The sequence below is a fragment of the Mesobacillus selenatarsenatis SF-1 genome (assembly GCF_000813125.1).
GTDB lineage: Bacteria > Bacillota > Bacilli > Bacillales > Cytobacillaceae > Mesobacillus > Mesobacillus selenatarsenatis.
In genome coordinates this window covers 36,299-54,572 of the sequence record NZ_BASE01000025.1, presented here as the reverse complement: position 1 = coordinate 54,572, position 18,274 = coordinate 36,299, and the positions used below count along the sequence as shown (strand labels likewise).

Genomic DNA, 18,274 nt, shown 5'->3' with positions numbered 1-18,274 from the left:
AGTTCTTTTTAAAATATTTTTTGTTCTTTATAAAAAATACACACTTTTGCTGGTATAATTTAAATGAATATGTCATATACATTCGAAAGAAATCGAATTTAGGTTGCCCAGGTTAAAAATTGTGAATTCCTGTTGAAATTACCCGAATCTAGATTGCTTCAAACAAACACAGTTCAAAAGTACATTTAAAAAAGAAGGGATACAGATGGAAGCTATGAAATACTCCCCACGCTCACAATTCTGTGCTGGAATGGAGAAGAAACGGTCATATGCAAGGAGCTTAATCTTACCAGGACCAGAAAATCCTGTTTTATTTCCAACTTTCTTATCAATCGAAAGCTCTTTCCCATATCTTAACCTGGCAATTACGAAGGATGAGTTGACAATGGTTGATTTATATCAAGAAAAGGCAATTCTCGAAAGCAAAAATCTAAAGCTCGAACAGGAAATTTTTGAAAAACAGCGAACCTTAAAGAATTTACAACTGGCCATTCAATCAGCCACAAGTGATTTTCAATCTGCTTCAGCGAGCCATTTGGCTGCTGGGTTAGCCCATGAAATAAGGAATCCGCTGACAACGTTCAAGGGTTTTATCCAGTTGCTCCAGCCGGAGCTTCAGGCTGCCGGCAAGCAGGAGTTCGCAGATGTAGCTCTTGATGAACTTAATCGAGCCAATAGCTTACTGACTGAATTTCTTTCCGTATTGAAACCTGCCTCCTCTGAGAAAGAGAAGATATCTGTTAACCAGTTAGCTGCAAGTATGTTCAAGCTTTTTTCAAGCGAGTCCATTCTAAAGGATATCGAAATAGATATTGAACTTCCTGATGAAGAGTTGTATGTACTTGCAGATGAAAATGCGATCAAACAAGTGTTAATCAATTTATTGAAAAATGCCATAGAGGCTGTTGAAGGAAATCGAGGGAATAAAGGTTCTATAAAATTGGTCGTGAATGAAGATGGTGGATTCGTTCACGTTAGTGTATTAGATAATGGCAAGGGAATTGATGAATACTCTCTGAAAAAAATCTTCACTCCATTCTATACAACAAAATCTGACGGAACCGGTATGGGACTGGTAATCAGCAAGCAAATAATAGAAAATCATGGAGGAGAAATGACTGTTACCACTCAACCCTTTAAGACCATATTCGAATTTTCCCTCCCCGCTATTTAAATTACAGCTTTTCGATTAGTCGAAAAATTGTCAAATTGAACACATTTCACCCCTTCTTTCACTGGTAAAATGTAGGTAAGAACAGGAGAAAGAAGGCGGATTGAAATGGAAGAAGTTATAAAGCTGGCTGAAAATTATGTGTACACAACCACAACAGCTGATGTAACGTCGCCAGATGATTTTATTGTAGAATTTCTGGCTGATATTCATGACAATGACAAAAATGATCCTTCTACAATAAAAATAAAGAATATGAACGAACTAATGGATTTCCTGGAAAAAATGGAATGGTAGTATAGTTTCCTTCTAACTTAAACCTTACGAGCCCTGCAAATAGTCCATGTGCTGATACCAAATTAACAAAATGCGGTCCCTAGAGTACCGCATTTTTGGCTTATACAAAATTACACTTTAAGGAGTTTAAACTTTCCCGAACCAAAAACATCTTTTAGATAATCTAGTTTGGTATTATTGAAGTAAACTGAATCACCCTCATGAATCAGGATTGAAACCTCGTCAAATGAAAAAATCTGATCATTTGTTAATGGCTGCTCCTCCAGAGCAACTCTAAGCTGAGGCCCTCCTCAGCCGATTCCCATCGTCAGTCGGACATAAAGCTTTTCCCCATCTTCGCTTTCCTTTTTGATGGCCTTGAGCAATATTTTATAAGCGCTATTAGTAATTCTAAACATATCCGCTCTCCCTCTCTTAGCAATTATTATCAATATACTTTTTTTAAATAAATTATCGAATTATGACAAAAACATGAAAATCATACTGAAATTTATACATTTATCACCATTCTTATAATATATTATCCTTAGGGGCTTAAAAATAAAAATGCCTCATTCTAATCTGGGGAGATTAATATGAGAAAAAAGAAGAAAAAACCTTTTGGACTGGCCTTGTTTGCTGGCTTAGGTGTTTTGGCATCTGTATTAACATTTCAGATGTATCATGAAGCCGAGGCCAAGGCACCAAGTATTAAAATGAAATCTCAAAAATCACATCTTGAGAGAAGCTATGATGTTTCTGGAAAGAGCTTTGTGGAAACGGTGAAATTAGGAGCAATTGGTGATATCCTGATCCACGATACGGTTTACGAAGATGCCTTCGTGAACCCTGGGTATGATTTCAAACCGATGCTCAGTAATGTTAAGGAATATTTAATTGAACCTGACCTATTGCTGGCGAACCAGGAAACGCTTCTTGGCGGAGTGGAAATCGGACTGTCAAGCTATCCTATGTTCAATAGTCCTGTTGAGGTTGGTGAGGCGTTTATAGATGCCGGAGTGGATATTGTATCCAATGCGAATAACCATTCGCTTGATAAGTCTGAAAAAGGTGTGATGGCTTCTATTAAAAACATGGAAGCTGCTGGGCTCCCTTATGTAGGTTCATACAAGGATGATGCCGACAAGCAAAAGTTGCGCATATTGAATAAAAATGGGATTAATGTTTCCTATCTATCATACACCTATGGAACGAACGGGATTCCAGTCCCTATAGGCAAGGATCATCTCGTGAATCTCATTGACAGAGAAGCAATGAAGGCTGAGATTCATCGCGCTAAAGCAGAGTCTGATGTTGTGGTCATGAGTATCCACTGGGGAAATGAATACCAGCGTTTCCCTACAACTGAACAAAAGGACCTTGCACAATTTCTCGTCGACGAGGGTGTTGATATCATCTTTGGCCATCACCCGCATGTTCTTCAGCCTATGGATTGGCTGACGGCGACAGACGGCAGAAAAGCATTAGTTGTCTACTCTCTTGGCAACTTCCTGTCAGGTCAAATGTGGGATTATAAAGACATTGGCGGTCTTGCCACTGTGGAAATAACTAAAACCATCACACCGGAAGGTAATGAAATCGTATTAAATAACCCTGAATTTATCCCGACCTTTGTTTCAAGCAGCAGGCAAAGGAATTACCAGGTGGTTCCTTTGCAGGAAGCCGGTAAATTCGGTCTTGCTGGTGCAGAAAATAAATATAATGAGATCATGCATCATATGACTCAATTTATAAAAGAATAAGGTGTGAGTGCCCGGTCCATGAAGACCGGGCATTGCTTATGTTATAATTGGTCTATCTGGTATGGAAGGAGAACAATATGAATATTACAATTAATGATGATGCAGCAGCATGGTATGAAAATGAAATGGACCTTTCATCCGGAAGCTATTTACGATTTTTTGTCCGGTATGGCGGCTTCAGTTCAATTCAGAAAGGTTTTTCATTAGGTGTCTCCAAGGAAGAACCGGATCACATTGGCGTAAAAACAGAAAAAAATGGGATCACCTATTATATTGAAGAGAAAGATATTTGGTATTTTGACGGCCATGATATGACCGTGGAACTCCACCCGGTTGGCCAGGAACCTGATTTCAAATTCGAAAAGAAATAAGGCAGACGCATTTAGCGCCTGCCTTATTTCTATCCTTTTAAAAAAGGATTCACAATGCCCTCTTGTTTCAAAATTTCAGCTTGCTTCGTTCCTAAAAGATCGAAATGAGGATAATTCGTCTTCCTTTTGTCGATCCACTCCGGCCTCAAGCCATATTTTCTTCCCCACTCAGCTAACTTTTCAAGGTCCCGGCAACCTACTTTTGTAACCGTTGAACAATCTGGAAAGCGGTCATCAATCCAGTAATGGGTCAGGAAGGCGAGCTGTCCACTATCGATTTTAGCTTTCCACTCCTCAAGCTCATGACGCTTTATCCCGAAAGCCAAATCAGACTTTCTCCTTTTCATCTTCTGGCTTCTTCATTGCCTTTAGATAAGCTTCATGCCAGTCAGGGTAGCTCCTCTTTAACGAAATCGGCCGGAAGCTATCCTTTTTAACACAGACATGTTTTGAGCTGCCAGTCAAAGCAAGCTCGCCCTCACCATTGAAGATTTCATATTTATAGACGGAGCGAATGCCATCATATTCCTCCACCCAAGTTTTGATTGTAGCTGTATCTCCATATCTCAGTGGTTTTTTATAGGAAGCTTGGATATCAAGAACAGGTGAGATGATTCCATCCTTCTCCATTTCTGCATAATTAAAGCCAAGCTCTTTAATCAATTGAGTTCTGCCCAGCTCCATCCACACCAGATAATTAGCGTGATACACGACACCCATCTGATCTGTTTCCGCATATCTAACCTCGATCTCCCTAGAAGAAATTTTCATTGATAATCCCCTTTGTTTTTTCTTGTAAGTTTAATCTATCAGTTTTTTTAAAGCCGCTTCAAAATCCTGTTTTTCCAAGTATAAAACATCTTCACCTAAATTCTCAAAATTTTCGCCGTCAATCAATCGATATGCCTGGGATTGAATCGCTTCATCCACTAAGTTAGTAGCGAATCGACCGTTTCCATTGATTTCTGTTTCTGATAGCTTTGCAGTTAAAAAAGCTTCAGCTTCCACCTTTATCTTATATTGATATTTTCCAGCGTAGTTCTTAATGATGAGCAGCAAATCACTCACATTATAGTCTGGAAAATGGAAAAACTTCTTGAACCTTGACCTGAGACCAGGATTGCTTTCTAACAGCATATCCATTTCGGCAGGATAACCAGCCAGGATTACAACAAGGTTTTCATTATGCCTTGTCATTTCATCGACAAGAGTGTCAATTACTTCCTTGCCAAAATCACCTGAGCTTTGACCCAGCAATGAGTATGCCTCATCTATGAATAGTACTCCTCCGAGTGCCTCCCGGATTTTTTTCTTTGTTTTGATGGCTGTCTGTCCGACATAACCAGCTACAAAATCCGCCCGGCTGCTGACAATTAGATGACCGCGCTTTAGCATACCGCATTCCTTCAGGAGCTCAGCGTAAATCTTTGCGACAGTAGTTTTTCCAGTGCCCGGATTGCCGGTAAAGACGGAGTGAAGCTGTATCGGCACAGCAGGCAATCCCTTTTCCTTTCGAAGCTGCTGCATCCTCACGAAGGAGATCAGGGAGGTAACCTCTGATTTGACAGTATCTAATCCGACAAGAGCATTCAACCTGTCTAGTGGTTTCTCCGCTGAAGGATCCGAAGGTGATTCAAAGTCTTCTTTTTCCAATAATGTATAGGTCGAAAAGTCATCTTCTTCAAAAGGCCGGGACCCCTTTTTGAAAATTGCTTCTAACACAAGGTTGCGTACCGTCCTGGCATTTCCGAAGGTATCGTCGACTCTTTCCTTTTCAATACGATCACTAAGCTCGAGCTTCGCTGATTCTGTCATGGCATAATCGTTATCCTGCGCCGCTTGCACAGCAATTTGCAAGAGTTCATCATCCGAATAATCCGGGAGATGGATTAAATTCGATTGAGGGAATCGTGACCTTAATCCTGGATTGGCATCAAGAAATTGGCGCATTTCTTCTGGATAACCAGCAAGGATTACTGCGAATTTGCCTCCATACTCATTTCCTGTCATTAAGGACACTAGTGTATCGATTGCAGTTTGACCATAGTCATTTCCAGTCTGGCCTTCTCTCTTAAGACTGTATGCTTCATCAATAAACAGTACCCCTCCCAATGCTTGCTCGACGACCTTCCTGACATTTTCTTCTGTCTGCCCAACATAAGCACCGACAAGCTGGGACCGGTCAGCCTCAATTATTTCTTCTCGCGGCAATACTCCAAGCTGATGATATATTTTGGCAAGCAATCGGGCTAACGAGGTTTTTCCTGTTCCCGGATTCCCGGTCAAGACCATATTCAAGCTTTGATCATCCTTCGTTTGCAGACCAAGCTCTTTACGTTTTTGCTGATACTTCAAGAACCGGTAAAAATCATTCACTCTCTCCTTTACTGACTGTAGTCCAACCATTTTATTAAGTTCAGCCAGAGGATCTATTTCAGACTGTGTTTGGCTATCCAAATCCTCCGCAAACTCTTCTTCCCATTGCACCCTGATCTCTTCAAGGCTTTGAAGTCTTTTCTGCATTTCTTCATAATGGACAGCTGTGTGGAAAACCCCGGTAACTGACTCTTCATATAGCTCTGTGGCTTTTAGGAGAGCTGCCGTCTCTTCTATAGCCTTTTCCAGCAAATGAGTCAGCCTGTTGAACTTCACCTCAACTTCAGACCCTTTTTCAAGATTCTGGGCAGTTAGGTCATCAAGTTCTTCTTCAGCGTGTGAGAGGAATTGCTGTGAAATATCTATGTACTGCTCTGCTGTTTTCTTTTTTAATGCCCGATTATCCGTTTCCCTGATCCGAGGGTAGACAAGCTGGTCAAAAAGGTTCCCTTTATTTTTCCATTGATTCCTGGCGAGCAAGGATTTTGCCTTCTTGTTTGCCGGGTCGTGTTCAATCGCAGTCTTTAGCCACTCGAGGACAAGAGAATCATAACCGTTTTGTTGGGCCCTCGATTGAGCAGCCAGAGTCAAAGTTTGAGACAGTTTCTTAATCTCTCCACTTTTTGTCAGTATCCTGACCACGGTGATCAAACTGGCTTTATCCTGAATATATCCTTTTGTATTTATCTCTTCTTCCCATAGCAAAATCTGTTCATCTATAGGAATTTGTTTTTTTTGTCGATCCATCCAAATCACTTCTTTATCTAAAGTTAATTACACGCGATATCTTAGTTCACATTCCGTATATTATCACATTTTTAGCGAAACGGAAAAAGACCCGCCTGTTGACGGGTCTTTTCAGAATTACTGCTGGTTGTGCGCTTCATCCTTGATCTCAGCCCTAAAGGCATCAATGCTTTCTCGGCGGCGCTCATTTTTTTCCTTGATTCTTTGCTGGTCTTCAGGACTCGAATTGACCATTGCAGCTTCAGCATCCTCCATGTTCTCAATCGTATGATGGATCATGGACTGCAGCTTTTCCACATTATCGCTTCGATCGTCTGGCTTTGGTGTATGATTTGCCATTGTAATGTACCTCCTTTTAAAAAGTACAACAATAGTATGCGACTACTCACTTTGATTATTAGCGGAAAACAGTGGATAACTTTAAGAAAAGCGAAAGTGCTTTGGTCAGCCTTAACACAATCGCTGGAGCTAGTAACTAATTTAAGTGTAAAATGAAATAAAGCCCGCCAAAAAGGCAGGCATATTCATTCCGTTATTCACCTTTAGTTTGTATTACCTGGGCATGTTCACCCGACTTATCATTCATTTTCTTTCCTTTATTGCCACTGAATCCACGCGGCTGCGTTCCAAGGTGGCTTGGAACATAGTGCTTGCTGTCCCTTTTAGGATTGCTCATGTATATCCCTCCTCTAGAATAAGTTTTTCCTAAAGAAGAGGTTTTCATAAATGGTAATGTATGATATTTACTCAGCTTTACCCAGGTGTTTTTGCTCTAATTTAGCCTCGATCCTCTCGATCGCATCACGGTCATTCAGAAGTTGGCGTTTGTTTTCCATTACAAGCTCTTGAAAAGAACGCTTTCTAGGTTTTCTCATCGTGTTCACCATCCTTTGTCATCATTGTAACAGTTATTATGTCCGGAAACGGTTGCAATTATTACAACTTTTTGAAAATTTAATCGTATTTTATTCTTACCCGATATTTCCGTGTATCCTCCATGCAATTTTTTCCATAAAAAAACCACCAGTAGCCTGTACTGGTGTCACTTCATTAGTTCCTGCATTTGTTCGAATGTCATGGAACCAATATGCTTTTTTAGTATCAACCCCTGTTCATTAATAATGAATGTGGTAGGAATTGAAATGATTGAGTATGTTTGCTGAGTGGTTCCATCTTGATCAAGTAATATGGGGAAAGTTAATTCATTGTCCTTCACAAACGACTTAACATTGTTCTGGGGATCCAAATTGACGGCAAGAATTTCGACTTCCTTTGAATTCTCTTTATAAAATTGCTCCATCGCCGGCATTTCCTCTTTACAAGGCGGACACCAAGTAGCCCAGAAATTCAGCATTACCTTCTTACCTCTGTAATCTTTCAGGCTAACCTCTTCACCAGCAAGGTTTTTCAGTGTAAAAGTAGGAGCTACCATCCCTGCACCGATTCCAGTTGTTGCTTTTGAAGCTTCAATCGCTTGTGGCTCCTCCGTTTTATAAAAATGCTGGACTAAGGCAAACAAAACCAGACCAGCAAGAATACCAGCAGCAATCGCTTTTTTGACCATAGGAAAACCCCCTTTGGTTTATTTACAAGTAGGATATCCCAAGTATACAAAGATAATGAACGTGGAAAAGTGAGAAAATTTGAGGATTATGTGAATTTTAATTAAAAAGCTATGGCTGGTCGATTACTGTGTAACTCCTTCAGACAAACAATGCCGTCACTCCCGATGATTTGTCCGAACTCGGGTCACCTTCGGACAAATAGTACCGTCACTACCGATGATTTGTCCGAACACGGTTCACCTTCGGACAAAACGTGCCGTCACTCCCGATGATTTGTCCGAACACGGGTCACCTTCGGACAAATAGTACTGCCACTCCCGATGATTTGTCCGAACTTGGGTCACCTTCGGACAAATAGTACTGACACTCCCGATGATTTGTCTGAACTCGGGTCACCTTCGGACAAAAAGTGCTGTTACTCCCGTAGATTTGTCCGAACATGGGTCACCTTCGGACAAATAGTACTGCCACTCCCGATGATTTGTCCGAACTTGGGTCACCTTCGGACAAAAAGTACCGTCCCACTCGCTGATTTGTCCGAACATGGGTCACCTTCGGACAAAAAGTACCGTCACTCCCGATGATTTGTCCGAACTTGGGTCACCTTCGGACAAAAAGAGCGTCCCACTCGCTGATTTGTCCGAACATGGGTCGCCTTCAGACAAAAAGTACCGTCCCACTCGCTGATTTGTCCGAACTTGGTTCTCCCTCGTCCAAAATCTGAGCCAGGATTCTAAATATCAAATGCAGATCACTTAATACAGCCATAAATAAAAAAATGCCAGGGTTACTGCCCTGGCATCCAAATATGCTTATTTCTCAAACAAACGCGCCAATTCTTCGCTGTAGTTTCCTCGCATGATCCCTTTTTCTGTAATGATTGCGGTAATTAAGTGATGTGGTGTGACATCAAAGGCTGGATTGAAAACCTTAACGCCTTCAGGTGCTGTCGATTTTCCGAAACCAGCAGTGATTTCCTCTGCTGCACGTTCCTCTATAGGTATTTCATCGCCTGTTTTTGTTTCAAGATCAATTGTCGATAGTGGCGCGGCGACATAGAACGGGATGTTGTGTGCTTTTGCTAATAAAGCGACGCCATATGTTCCAATTTTATTGGCTACGTCTCCGTTGGCTGCTACACGGTCACAACCTACAATGACTGCTTGTACCTTGCCCTGTTGCATGACCATGGCCGCCATGCTGTCAGTGATAAGGGTAACATCGATTCCAGCCTGCATTAATTCCCACGCAGTCAGACGTGCTCCCTGTAGCAATGGACGGGTTTCATCAGCATAAACTTTGATATCCATTCCGCGTTCCTTAGCCAAATAGATTGGCGCGAGCGCTGTTCCATATCTTGCTGTCGCAATTCCTCCGGCGTTGCAATGCGTTAAAACGGTCATACCGTCTTCGAATAAGCTCAAAGCATTCTGGCCAATGGAACTGCAGACATTTTCATCTTCCTGGCGGATTAAATGTGCTTCTTCTTCCAATAGCCTCTTAATTTCCTTTACCGGTTTGCTACTTTCAGCTTTTGTACGTCTATTCATCCTTTTCAGTGCCCAGAACAAGTTGACAGCGGTAGGACGGGATGTAGCAAGATAATCTTCTTTTTCTTTGAAAAACTTATAAAATGAATCAAAGTCATTTTCGGGTGAATCCTTAATACCAAGAACCAGCCCGTAAGCAGCTGCGATGCCAATTGCTGGAGCACCCCTTACTTTTAGCTGTTTAATCGCATCCCATACATCTTCAATATTGTCGATTTCCAGGAACTCAGTGACCTGGGGAAGTTTTGTTTGATCTAAAATATATAGTTTTTCACCGTCATATTTTACTGATTGTAAATATGTTTCTTCCATGGTGATCCTCCTTATGGCTTTTAAGACAATTCTGAAACTACCTATCATTTTATCAATTATAAGCCACAGAGCAAATGAAAATTATATTTACAGCATTTTTCACCCACCATTGTGAAAATCGGCGCATTCAAAAAGCAGCGCCATTGACGCTGCTTTTACTCTTTACCAGTAATATAGTATGGTGGCACCCTTAGCCAGCCCTTTTCCTGCATAAGCGTTTTAAGTGTCAAGGAAAAGGTAATTTTCATCATATGGTATTTTGCAAATAAGTAACCAACATCCGATCGTACAGATTCAGTAATTCCCCTTGTTGCTGACGTGATTCCTACTACGAGATTGTATGCGATCAAATTGGCGATTTCCTCATCATTCATCCTTGCCCCTTCAGGAAGTGCCTTGAATTCCCCGACGACTTTTTCCGCTCCGACATCAGGGAGCGGGATTCCTTCATCCTTGAAAAACTGGGTCAATTCATTGATCATTGGTCTGTGTACATTTTCGATGATATCTGCGATCTTTTCTTTGAGTTCAGGGTCCTGGGCCAAATTGTATGCGTGCTGATCGTATCTGAGGGTTTGCTCAGTCCCATGTAGATAAAACCAAAGATTCATTACTTCCCCGACATGCAAAGGCTTTTTGTCCCCGTCCATAAAAGGACCGAAAGCATCCTTCATCACTTCAAAAAGATTCAAAGCAGGACACCTTCCTTTCTGCAACAGAATTTGGGGTTATTATTAGATTTATAAAGCTATTCTATTCACCATTATTATCGGATAACCCTAGTCTTTGCTTGACCAATCCAATGAAATTCCTTGCCGGTCTCGAAAGGTGATGCTGCTTTAACCAGATTAAACCAACAGATGATACCAACTCGGCATCTGAAATATTCCGGGTGTAAAGATTCGAGTGTCCGTATGATTGAAAAACAGAGGCAGGAACTATCGTTGAACCAATCCCTGAGGATACCATTTGCATGAGCACATTCATATCTGAGCATTCACAAATAACCTGAAGCGGAAGCTGGGATTTTGTAAATGCGTCGTGGATGATATTGTAGCTCCCTAGTCCCTCTGTTGAAGGAAGAATTAACGGATAATTGCTTATTTCTTCTATTGATATCTCGTCTTTCCCACTTTGCTTGCAAACGAACACAAATGATTCATTATATAAATGAAGGTAGTTAAGATCTTGATTAGCCAATGGCAGCCTGACCAGTCCCAGTTCAATTGTTCGATTTTTTACAAGTTCAGCCAAGTAGGCAGAGTCATTTTGGACAATCCGCATGTAGACAAGCGGAAAGGATGTGTGAAATGCTTCCAGCCATTCAGGAAATTCCGGCACAGATAGAGTGTTGATGCCAACCGATAAATTTCCCTTCCTCCCTTCATCCGTCTCTTGAAGTTCATTTTTCACTTCCTCAAAGGAATGGACAATGTTTAGGGCATGTCTATATAGCAACTGACCCTTATCAGTCAATTCAAGCTTTTTTCCATGCCGCTCAACCAGCATTACTCCTAGTTCTTCTTCCATTTGTTTTAATTGAAGGCTTAACGGTGGCTGTGACATATGAAGTCTATGTGCTGCAGCTGTTATATTCTTTTCTTCGGCGATCGCGATAAAATATCGCATTTGTCTAATATCCATAAAAACTCCTTCTATTTAAAAAAGATATGTTTTTAATACAAATTATATATTTTAAATATACCTAAGGTCTATGGTACGATATTTTCATTCGTTTCAAAACGGAAAAAATTTATCTGTAAAAGAGAGAGGAGAAAAAATGGATAAATTATTTCAATTAAAGGCACATGGTACAACGTTTGGAAGAGAGTTATCTGCAGGTCTCATATCCTATATAACAGTTGTATACATCATCATTGTCAACGCAACAATATTAGCAGCAGCAGGCATCCCACTCGAAGCAGGAATCATCGCTACGATTCTTACAGTATTCGCAGGCTGCTTGCTCATGGGTTTCTGGAGTAACACTCCGATTCTAGTGATTCCTGGTATGGGATTGAACGCGATGTTTACATATACAATCGTGCAGTCCGGCGGTTTCACATGGCAAGAAGCTCTTGCAATGGTTTTTGTTTCGGGTATCCTGTTCATGCTTTTAGCTTTTACTCCGCTGGCGAAGACAATCATCGCATCCATACCTGATTCATTGAAAGAAGCAATTACAGTCGGTATAGGGATTCTTTTGATTTTGATCGGTTTTGATAATAGCGGAATTATCACAAGTTCAGAACATACCCTACTAGAAATCGGGGATCTAAGCAGCTCAACTGCACTCATCACATTGATTGGTCTAATCGTCACAGTTGTCTTATTTATTAAAAATGTTCCAGGCAATCTATTGCTGAGCATAGTCTTCACGTCTGTACTTTCTCTTATTTTCGGTAATTTTGGAAGTGGTGGAGTTTTGTGGAACATGCCGTCTATAGGTGAGTATACATCGGTTTTCGGGCAGCTGTCATTTGCCCAGGCAGGTAATTTCGTATTCTGGCTGACAGCCTTTTCCCTTGCAATGGTCGTTATTTTTGAAAACATCGGTCTGATCCATGGCCATACAAAAATGCTAAACCAGACTCAAAAAAGTAAGAAGGCACTTCAAGCTAATTCGATTTCGGTTGCCACTGCAGGTATTTTCGGCACGAGCCCAACAGTATCATCTGTAGAAAGTGCTGCTGGGATAGCGGCTGGCGGCAGAACTGGTTTAACGAGTATTACTACAGGTGTCCTGTTCCTGGCTTCGATCGTACTAATTCCTGTTATAAAAGTCGTGCCTGAAAGTGCGGTATCACCGGTATTAATTTTAATAGGGATATTGATGCTTCAAAATATAACGAACATCAAGCTTGATGATTTAATGGAAAGCTTCCCAGCACTTCTGATTATTGTTTTGATTCCATTAACCTACAGCATTGCAGATGGCATGGCGATTGGTTTTATCCTTTATCCGCTCTTAAAGCTGCTTATGGGAAAAGGTCGGGAAATCCAGCCAGCACTTTATATGATTGCATTGCTGTTCCTTGGTAACTTCGTGTTGCAATATGCACTATAAGAGCTACGGAAATGATCTTTGGAATTTTATGAGTACCTGAAAGATGTTACATGCATAAAACAATAAATAGACCAAAGAAAAAGGACGGCAGGTGTAAATTATACTGCCGTCCTTTTTCTTTGGTCGTTGTGTTTTAAAACGAAAATGCCGTTTCACAATAAAATGATCCATTAAATTAGTTGAAGATTGCTCAGTCGGACTGCTTCACACTAAGTACAGTGATCGTAACCAAGATGACCATCATTCCAATAAGTTGAATGGTGGTCAAATGATCACCGATAATTAGAACGCCAAATATTGAAGCTGTAACCGGCTCTACCATAGCAACCATTGAAGCAGTTGTTGGGGCAGTCCTACGAATGCCAATCACATAAAATATAAATGAAATTCCAGCACCAACGATACCTAATAGAAGAAACCATCCTATGTCGCTTGACGTCACCACAGAAACTGCTTCATCTTTGTCTGCAAAAAGAAAAAGGATGAGACATAATGAAAAGAATGCAATGGTTAACGTGGTTTGCGGCTTTCCGATAGAAGAGGCATTTTTAAACCCGAAGATAAACAATGCATAGGAAAGACCAGCAGCTAGCCCAGCAGTCACTCCTAGAAAACTCACTGAAACCGATTGGGTGTTGTAGGCACCTGTAAGAAGGGTAATTCCTATAAGTACGCCTGCAATGCACCCCCATTTAAACCAAGTTGAACGTTCTATTCGCAACAAAAAAGATATTAAGAGGACGAAGACAGGCGCCGTGTACATTAAAGTAGCAGCAACAGCAATGCTTGAAGCTTGAATACTTAGAAAATAAAAAGTGAAATTTCCGGCAACTCCAACACCCGCCAATAAGGACCACATGTATAAGCGAGTGGAGAAGGTCCAATTTTGACTAATGCGAAAGAGAAACCAAGCAAAAAAACATATAAAACCAACAGCCCCTCGGTATAGTGAAATCACAATAGGATCCCAGCCTCTGGTCATTAAAATATCGGCAATTCCTCCACTAATGCCCCAGAATATTGCGGCTAGTATAACCAAGCCTACCCCTGCAAATTTCATCATGTGCCCCCTTATGAGAAGTATTGGTTTGAATTTTTTGATCCCGCGCCATTATTCTCAAAAATTTTCAAACAAATAATTCTCTTTAAGATCCTCATTATCAATATATGTTTTAAAAAAGGTATTTACGATAATTCCCTTGTTTTCCTAACTAAAACCTGCTGACATCGTTAACGTTGCTGGTTTATGGTGAATAATATTGTTAATATTCTGGATACGGAAATATGACATAAAAATGGCGTGTCAAAACTGATATCAGTTTACACGCCATTTCATTGTCTTTATAAGTTATGCAATCTAAAACGGTACAGTTTAAAAAATCCCCGGGCCGGTTTTAATTTGCCTTTTTCAGAATATGTGATGAAGCGATTGTATGAACGTTCGGAATGAACTTTGAAGCCTCCTGCAACAGATGGGTTTGAGCTGCCTGTGCCTGGTCAGCAGTCCCCATGCCATAAATCTTCAAAGACTTCTCAAGTACAAGCATCGATTCATGACCGTTTACATAGTAGAGACTCTCACCAGTACGAGGGTAATAGGATTCAAGAGGCTTTATATTGGATATGACATGATACTGTGCTTCCCCGTTTTGTGAGTATCCCGCGACCACTGCTTCAAAGGGCCGTTCATCCACCATGAGTATAGAATTCTTGATTGATGACTGGATTGATTCAGCCAATTCCTTAAGACTCATTCCTTGATTAACGAGAATTTCAGCAGCACTTGCGGCCATCAAGGCATATTCTTCATCACCTGAGAAAGCTATTACTGCTGTATTTGGTATCAATTCTTTAAATCTGATATCATCGGCCTTCTGATGAGTCCCATAATCTGTTACCAATGAAATAAAATCCTCTCTTGCTACTATCGATACAAGGCCCATAAAAACCACTCCTTATGTTCCATCTATCTTAAACATACCTTTTTGCCAGCAAATATCAATAGGAGAAATTGTCGTAACATTGGAAGTTTTCGCGGATTTTGTAAGACTTGTTAATAAAGAGAGGAAACAAGGTTAAAAAGCGAAAGACTAAGAGGATTGAGCCAGCTAGCGATCCCTTATGCTAGCACTTCCTCCCTCATAAGGGTACCGTTCTGGCAGTATCATACCCTTATGCAAGTCATTCCCATCACCCACTGAAAAACAGTTCAAATTAAACTGGTATTCTCATAGGTTTTATCCCAAATACACCAAAAACCCCCTGGTCAGCATAATGGCCAGGGGGTTCAGTTTAATTATTTAAGCTTTTAGTTTATCACGAAGAACCATTTGCAGGATTCCGCCGTGACGGTAGTAGTCGATTTCGACTTCTGAATCGAAACGTACAAGAGCTTCGAAAGTTTTCTTGTTTCCGTCTTCGTCAGTAGCTGTCACAGTGATGATATCGCGTGGGCGAACCTTTTCATCGATCTGGACGTCGAATGATTCTCTTCCTGTCAGGCCAAGAGTTTCTGCGTTCTCACCAGCTTTGAATTGAAGTGGCAGTACGCCCATCAATACAAGGTTTGAACGGTGGATACGCTCGAAGCTTTCAGCGATAACAGTCTTGATTCCTAATAGGTTAGTACCTTTTGCAGCCCAGTCACGGGAAGATCCCATGCCATAATCTTTGCCTGCGATAACCATCAGGCCAGTGCCCTGCTCTTTGTACTTCATGCAAGCATCAAAGATGGACATGACTTCGTTCGTTGGCCAGTAAGTAGTGAAGCCGCCTTCTGTGCCAGGAGCGATTTGGTTCTTGATACGGATGTTTGCGAATGTACCGCGCATCATGACTTCGTGGTTACCACGGCGTGAACCGTAAGAGTTGAAGTCACGAGGTTCTACACCCTTTTCACGCAGGTATTTACCAGCTGGTGTATCTTTGCCGATTGCACCTGCAGGAGAAATATGGTCAGTTGTTACAGAATCACCGAACTTACCAACAATACGCAAGTTGTTTAATGGAGCAACTTCCCCAGCCTCTGGAGTTAAACCTTCAAAGAATGGTGGGTTTGCGATATAAGTTGAATCCTCATCAAATGTATAAAGTGGATCGCTGTTTGTTTGGATCTCATTCCACTTTTCATTATCAGTAAACACAGTTTCATACTCTCTGCGGAATAGCTCTGGAGTTACAACTCGGTGAACGACTTCGTTCACTTCTTCAGTTGATGGCCAGATATCTTTAAAGAATACATCGTTTCCATCTTTGTCTTTACCGATAGGGTCATTCTGAAGATCTACGTCCACTGTTCCAGCAAGAGCATATGCAACAACCAATGGCGGTGAAGCCAGGTAGTTTGCTTTTACAAGTGGATGGATACGTCCTTCAAAGTTACGGTTTCCGGAAAGGACAGACGTAACAAGAAGGTCACTTTCAGCTACAGACTTTTCGATTTCAGGCTTTAATGGACCGGAGTTACCGATACATGTCGTACATCCATAACCAACAAGGTTGAAGCCAAGAGTTTCAAGGTAAGGAAGCAATTCTGAATCACGAAGGTATCCAGTTACAACCTTTGAACCAGGTGCCAATGAAGTTTTAACGAACTTAGGAACTTCCATTCCTAGCTCAACAGCTTTCTTGGCAACAAGGCCTGCGCCTACAAGTACGTATGGGTTAGATGTATTTGTACAGCTAGTGATCGCTGCAATAGCGATTGCACCAGTCTTCATTGTTGTTTTGTCACCATTAGCGAACTCAACAACAGCTTCTTTCTCGATTTCTTTCTTGTCTAAGCCAAATCCCTGGTTTCCTGCAGGTGCAGTCAATGCTTCTTTGAATGACTTTTGCATATCTGAAAGCGGGATCAAGTCCTGTGGACGCTTAGGACCGGAAAGGTTCGCTTCGATTTCTGAAAGGTTAATTTCTACAACATCTGTATAAACTGGCTCTAATGCAGGATCGAAGAATAGTCCGTTCTCCTTGCAGTATGCCTCAACCACTTTAATGTGATCTTCTGTGCGTCCAGTTAAACGCATGTAATCCAATGCTTCTCCGTCAACTGGGAAGAATCCGCAAGTTGCGCCGTATTCTGGTGCCATGTTGGCAACTGTCGCACGGTCAGCAAGTGGAAGTGTAACTACGCCAGGTCCAAAGAACTCGACGAATTTGCCAACAACGCCTTTGCTGCGAAGAACCTGAGTCACTTTAAGTGCAAGGTCAGTTGCAGTAGCACCGTTCGGCATATCTCCTACTAATTTTACACCTACTACTTCTGGAACTGGGAAGTATGAAGGCTGGCCAAGCATTCCAGCTTCTGCTTCGATACCGCCTACGCCCCATCCAAGAACACCAATACCATTGATCATTGTAGTATGTGAGTCAGTACCCACCAATGAATCAGGGAAAGTTTCAAATTCGCCATCTGCATTTTCTACAGCATGAACAACATTTGCAAGGTACTCAAGGTTAACCTGGTGCACGATACCTGTTGCTGGTGGAACAGCACGGTAGTTATCGAATGCTTTCTGTGCCCAGCTTAAGAACTGGTAACGTTCAGCATTACGTTCGAATTCAAGTTCCATATTTACATTAAGTGCGTCTGGAGTTCCGTATTTATCAACCTGTACTGAGTGGTCAATTACTAGATCAACCGGCTTTTCAGGATTGATTTTTTGCGGGTCTCCACCCATGTCTGCCATTGCTTTTCTAAGTGATGCGAGGTCAACGACTGCTGGTACACCAGTGAAGTCCTGGAGAATGACACGTGAAGGCTTGAAAGGCACATCCACTTCTTTAACTTCGCTTGTTCCCCATTTTGCTAGATTTTCAACGTGCTCTTTTGTGATTACAAAGCCATCATGCTGGCGAAGTACGGATTCAAGCAAAACCTTCACTGAGTAAGGTAGTTTTGATACATTGCCGATTCCAGCCTTTTCTAATGCTGCCAGGCTATAGTAATGATAGCGTTTCCCGTCAACTTCAAATGAACTACGGGCGTTAAAAACATCTTGGTTTGACATATGTTTACCCCCTTCTTTTACGTAAACATCATAAACTAAATAAAAGTAATTGTCGAAAAGTTTGAAT

General features: G+C 41.3%; 18 protein-coding genes. 5 read left to right on the top strand and 13 right to left on the bottom strand.

Annotated elements, in window-relative coordinates; translation table 11 throughout:
- Positions 1-205 precede the first annotated feature (205 nt).
- The 4 genes from TY49_RS05930 (at position 206) to TY49_RS05915 (ending at position 3,581) form a co-directional block, all read left to right on the top strand.
- Entirely contained in the window at positions 206-1,174 is a 969-nt protein-coding gene (locus TY49_RS05930; RefSeq protein WP_052442100.1) for an ATP-binding protein, read from the top strand.
- A gap of 105 nt (positions 1,175-1,279) precedes the next feature.
- Positions 1,280-1,468 carry a hypothetical protein gene (locus TY49_RS05925; RefSeq protein WP_041964986.1) on the top strand — a complete coding sequence of 63 codons (189 nt, stop codon included), beginning with the start codon at positions 1,280-1,282 and terminating at the stop codon, positions 1,466-1,468.
- 575 nt (positions 1,469-2,043) lie between these two features.
- Positions 2,044-3,210, top strand: a complete 1,167-nt coding sequence (locus TY49_RS05920) for a CapA family protein (RefSeq protein ID WP_041964985.1) — start codon at positions 2,044-2,046, stop codon at positions 3,208-3,210.
- A 77-nt stretch (positions 3,211-3,287) separates the two neighbouring features.
- Entirely contained in the window at positions 3,288-3,581 is a 294-nt protein-coding gene (locus TY49_RS05915) for a HesB/YadR/YfhF family protein (RefSeq protein WP_023614220.1), read from the top strand.
- A gap of 29 nt (positions 3,582-3,610) precedes the next feature.
- Here the strand turns inward: TY49_RS05915 and TY49_RS05910 are convergent, their stop codons facing one another.
- The 10 genes from TY49_RS05910 to TY49_RS05865 form a co-directional block, all read right to left on the bottom strand.
- On the bottom strand, positions 3,611-3,907 hold the full coding sequence (locus TY49_RS05910) for a hypothetical protein (protein ID WP_041964984.1): 297 nt from the start codon (positions 3,905-3,907) through the stop codon (positions 3,611-3,613).
- 1 nt (position 3,908) lies between these two features.
- Positions 3,909-4,352 (bottom strand): acyl-CoA thioesterase, encoded by a 444-nt coding sequence (locus tag TY49_RS05905; protein WP_041964983.1) that lies wholly within the window; start codon positions 4,350-4,352, stop codon positions 3,909-3,911.
- Between the two features lie 30 nt (positions 4,353-4,382).
- Positions 4,383-6,704 carry an AAA family ATPase gene (locus tag TY49_RS05900; protein WP_041964982.1) on the bottom strand — a complete coding sequence of 774 codons (2,322 nt, stop codon included), beginning with the start codon at positions 6,702-6,704 and terminating at the stop codon, positions 4,383-4,385.
- 117 nt (positions 6,705-6,821) lie between these two features.
- Positions 6,822-7,043 carry a small acid-soluble spore protein Tlp gene (tlp, locus tag TY49_RS05895; protein WP_041964981.1) on the bottom strand — a complete coding sequence of 74 codons (222 nt, stop codon included), beginning with the start codon at positions 7,041-7,043 and terminating at the stop codon, positions 6,822-6,824.
- Between the two features lie 193 nt (positions 7,044-7,236).
- Entirely contained in the window at positions 7,237-7,380 is a 144-nt protein-coding gene (locus tag TY49_RS05890; protein WP_023627804.1) for an acid-soluble spore protein N, read from the bottom strand.
- A gap of 67 nt (positions 7,381-7,447) precedes the next feature.
- Positions 7,448-7,579 carry an FbpB family small basic protein gene (locus TY49_RS05885; protein WP_041964980.1) on the bottom strand — a complete coding sequence of 44 codons (132 nt, stop codon included), beginning with the start codon at positions 7,577-7,579 and terminating at the stop codon, positions 7,448-7,450.
- Between the two features lie 167 nt (positions 7,580-7,746).
- Positions 7,747-8,268, bottom strand: coding sequence for a peroxiredoxin family protein (locus tag TY49_RS05880; RefSeq protein WP_041964979.1), 522 nt, complete (start codon positions 8,266-8,268; stop codon positions 7,747-7,749).
- Positions 8,269-9,081: 813 nt separating this feature from the next.
- Entirely contained in the window at positions 9,082-10,131 is a 1,050-nt protein-coding gene (gene mtnA, locus TY49_RS05875) for an S-methyl-5-thioribose-1-phosphate isomerase (RefSeq protein ID WP_041964978.1), read from the bottom strand.
- 155 nt (positions 10,132-10,286) lie between these two features.
- A complete protein-coding gene (locus TY49_RS05870; protein WP_041964977.1) occupies positions 10,287-10,823 on the bottom strand; it encodes a DUF3231 family protein in 537 nt (178 codons plus the stop codon).
- Positions 10,824-10,884: 61 nt separating this feature from the next.
- The gene (locus TY49_RS05865) at positions 10,885-11,775 is read right to left on the bottom strand and encodes a LysR family transcriptional regulator (RefSeq protein ID WP_041964976.1); all 891 of its coding nucleotides are present in this window, start codon (positions 11,773-11,775) and stop codon (positions 10,885-10,887) included.
- A 136-nt stretch (positions 11,776-11,911) separates the two neighbouring features.
- Between TY49_RS05865 and TY49_RS05860 the strand changes: the two genes are divergently transcribed.
- Positions 11,912-13,198, top strand: a complete 1,287-nt coding sequence (locus tag TY49_RS05860) for an NCS2 family permease (RefSeq protein WP_041964975.1) — start codon at positions 11,912-11,914, stop codon at positions 13,196-13,198.
- A 190-nt stretch (positions 13,199-13,388) separates the two neighbouring features.
- Here the strand turns inward: TY49_RS05860 and TY49_RS05855 are convergent, their stop codons facing one another.
- From TY49_RS05855 to acnA, 3 genes are all read right to left on the bottom strand, one after another.
- Positions 13,389-14,258 carry a DMT family transporter gene (locus TY49_RS05855; protein ID WP_041964974.1) on the bottom strand — a complete coding sequence of 290 codons (870 nt, stop codon included), beginning with the start codon at positions 14,256-14,258 and terminating at the stop codon, positions 13,389-13,391.
- Between the two features lie 334 nt (positions 14,259-14,592).
- On the bottom strand, positions 14,593-15,141 hold the full coding sequence (locus TY49_RS05850) for a hypothetical protein (protein ID WP_041964973.1): 549 nt from the start codon (positions 15,139-15,141) through the stop codon (positions 14,593-14,595).
- A gap of 357 nt (positions 15,142-15,498) precedes the next feature.
- Positions 15,499-18,207, bottom strand: a complete 2,709-nt coding sequence (gene acnA, locus TY49_RS05845; RefSeq protein WP_041964972.1) for an aconitate hydratase AcnA — start codon at positions 18,205-18,207, stop codon at positions 15,499-15,501.
- Positions 18,208-18,274 lie beyond the last annotated feature (67 nt).

Coding starts and splice junctions, on each gene's coding strand:
- TY49_RS05930 (WP_052442100.1), top strand. CDS start 206: ATGGAAGCTATGAAATACTCCCCACGCTCACAATTCTGTGCTGGAATG.
- TY49_RS05925 (WP_041964986.1), top strand. CDS start 1,280: ATGGAAGAAGTTATAAAGCTGGCTGAAAATTATGTGTACACAACCACA.
- TY49_RS05920 (WP_041964985.1), top strand. CDS start 2,044: ATGAGAAAAAAGAAGAAAAAACCTTTTGGACTGGCCTTGTTTGCTGGC.
- TY49_RS05915 (WP_023614220.1), top strand. CDS start 3,288: ATGAATATTACAATTAATGATGATGCAGCAGCATGGTATGAAAATGAA.
- TY49_RS05905 (WP_041964983.1), bottom strand. CDS start 4,352: ATGAAAATTTCTTCTAGGGAGATCGAGGTTAGATATGCGGAAACAGAT.
- TY49_RS05900 (WP_041964982.1), bottom strand. CDS start 6,704: ATGGATCGACAAAAAAAACAAATTCCTATAGATGAACAGATTTTGCTA.
- tlp (WP_041964981.1), bottom strand. CDS start 7,043: ATGGCAAATCATACACCAAAGCCAGACGATCGAAGCGATAATGTGGAA.
- TY49_RS05890 (WP_023627804.1), bottom strand. CDS start 7,380: ATGAGCAATCCTAAAAGGGACAGCAAGCACTATGTTCCAAGCCACCTT.
- TY49_RS05885 (WP_041964980.1), bottom strand. CDS start 7,579: ATGAGAAAACCTAGAAAGCGTTCTTTTCAAGAGCTTGTAATGGAAAAC.
- TY49_RS05880 (WP_041964979.1), bottom strand. CDS start 8,268: ATGGTCAAAAAAGCGATTGCTGCTGGTATTCTTGCTGGTCTGGTTTTG.
- mtnA (WP_041964978.1), bottom strand. CDS start 10,131: ATGGAAGAAACATATTTACAATCAGTAAAATATGACGGTGAAAAACTA.
- TY49_RS05865 (WP_041964976.1), bottom strand. CDS start 11,775: ATGGATATTAGACAAATGCGATATTTTATCGCGATCGCCGAAGAAAAG.
- TY49_RS05860 (WP_041964975.1), top strand. CDS start 11,912: ATGGATAAATTATTTCAATTAAAGGCACATGGTACAACGTTTGGAAGA.
- TY49_RS05855 (WP_041964974.1), bottom strand. CDS start 14,258: ATGAAATTTGCAGGGGTAGGCTTGGTTATACTAGCCGCAATATTCTGG.
- TY49_RS05850 (WP_041964973.1), bottom strand. CDS start 15,141: ATGGGCCTTGTATCGATAGTAGCAAGAGAGGATTTTATTTCATTGGTA.
- acnA (WP_041964972.1), bottom strand. CDS start 18,207: ATGTCAAACCAAGATGTTTTTAACGCCCGTAGTTCATTTGAAGTTGAC.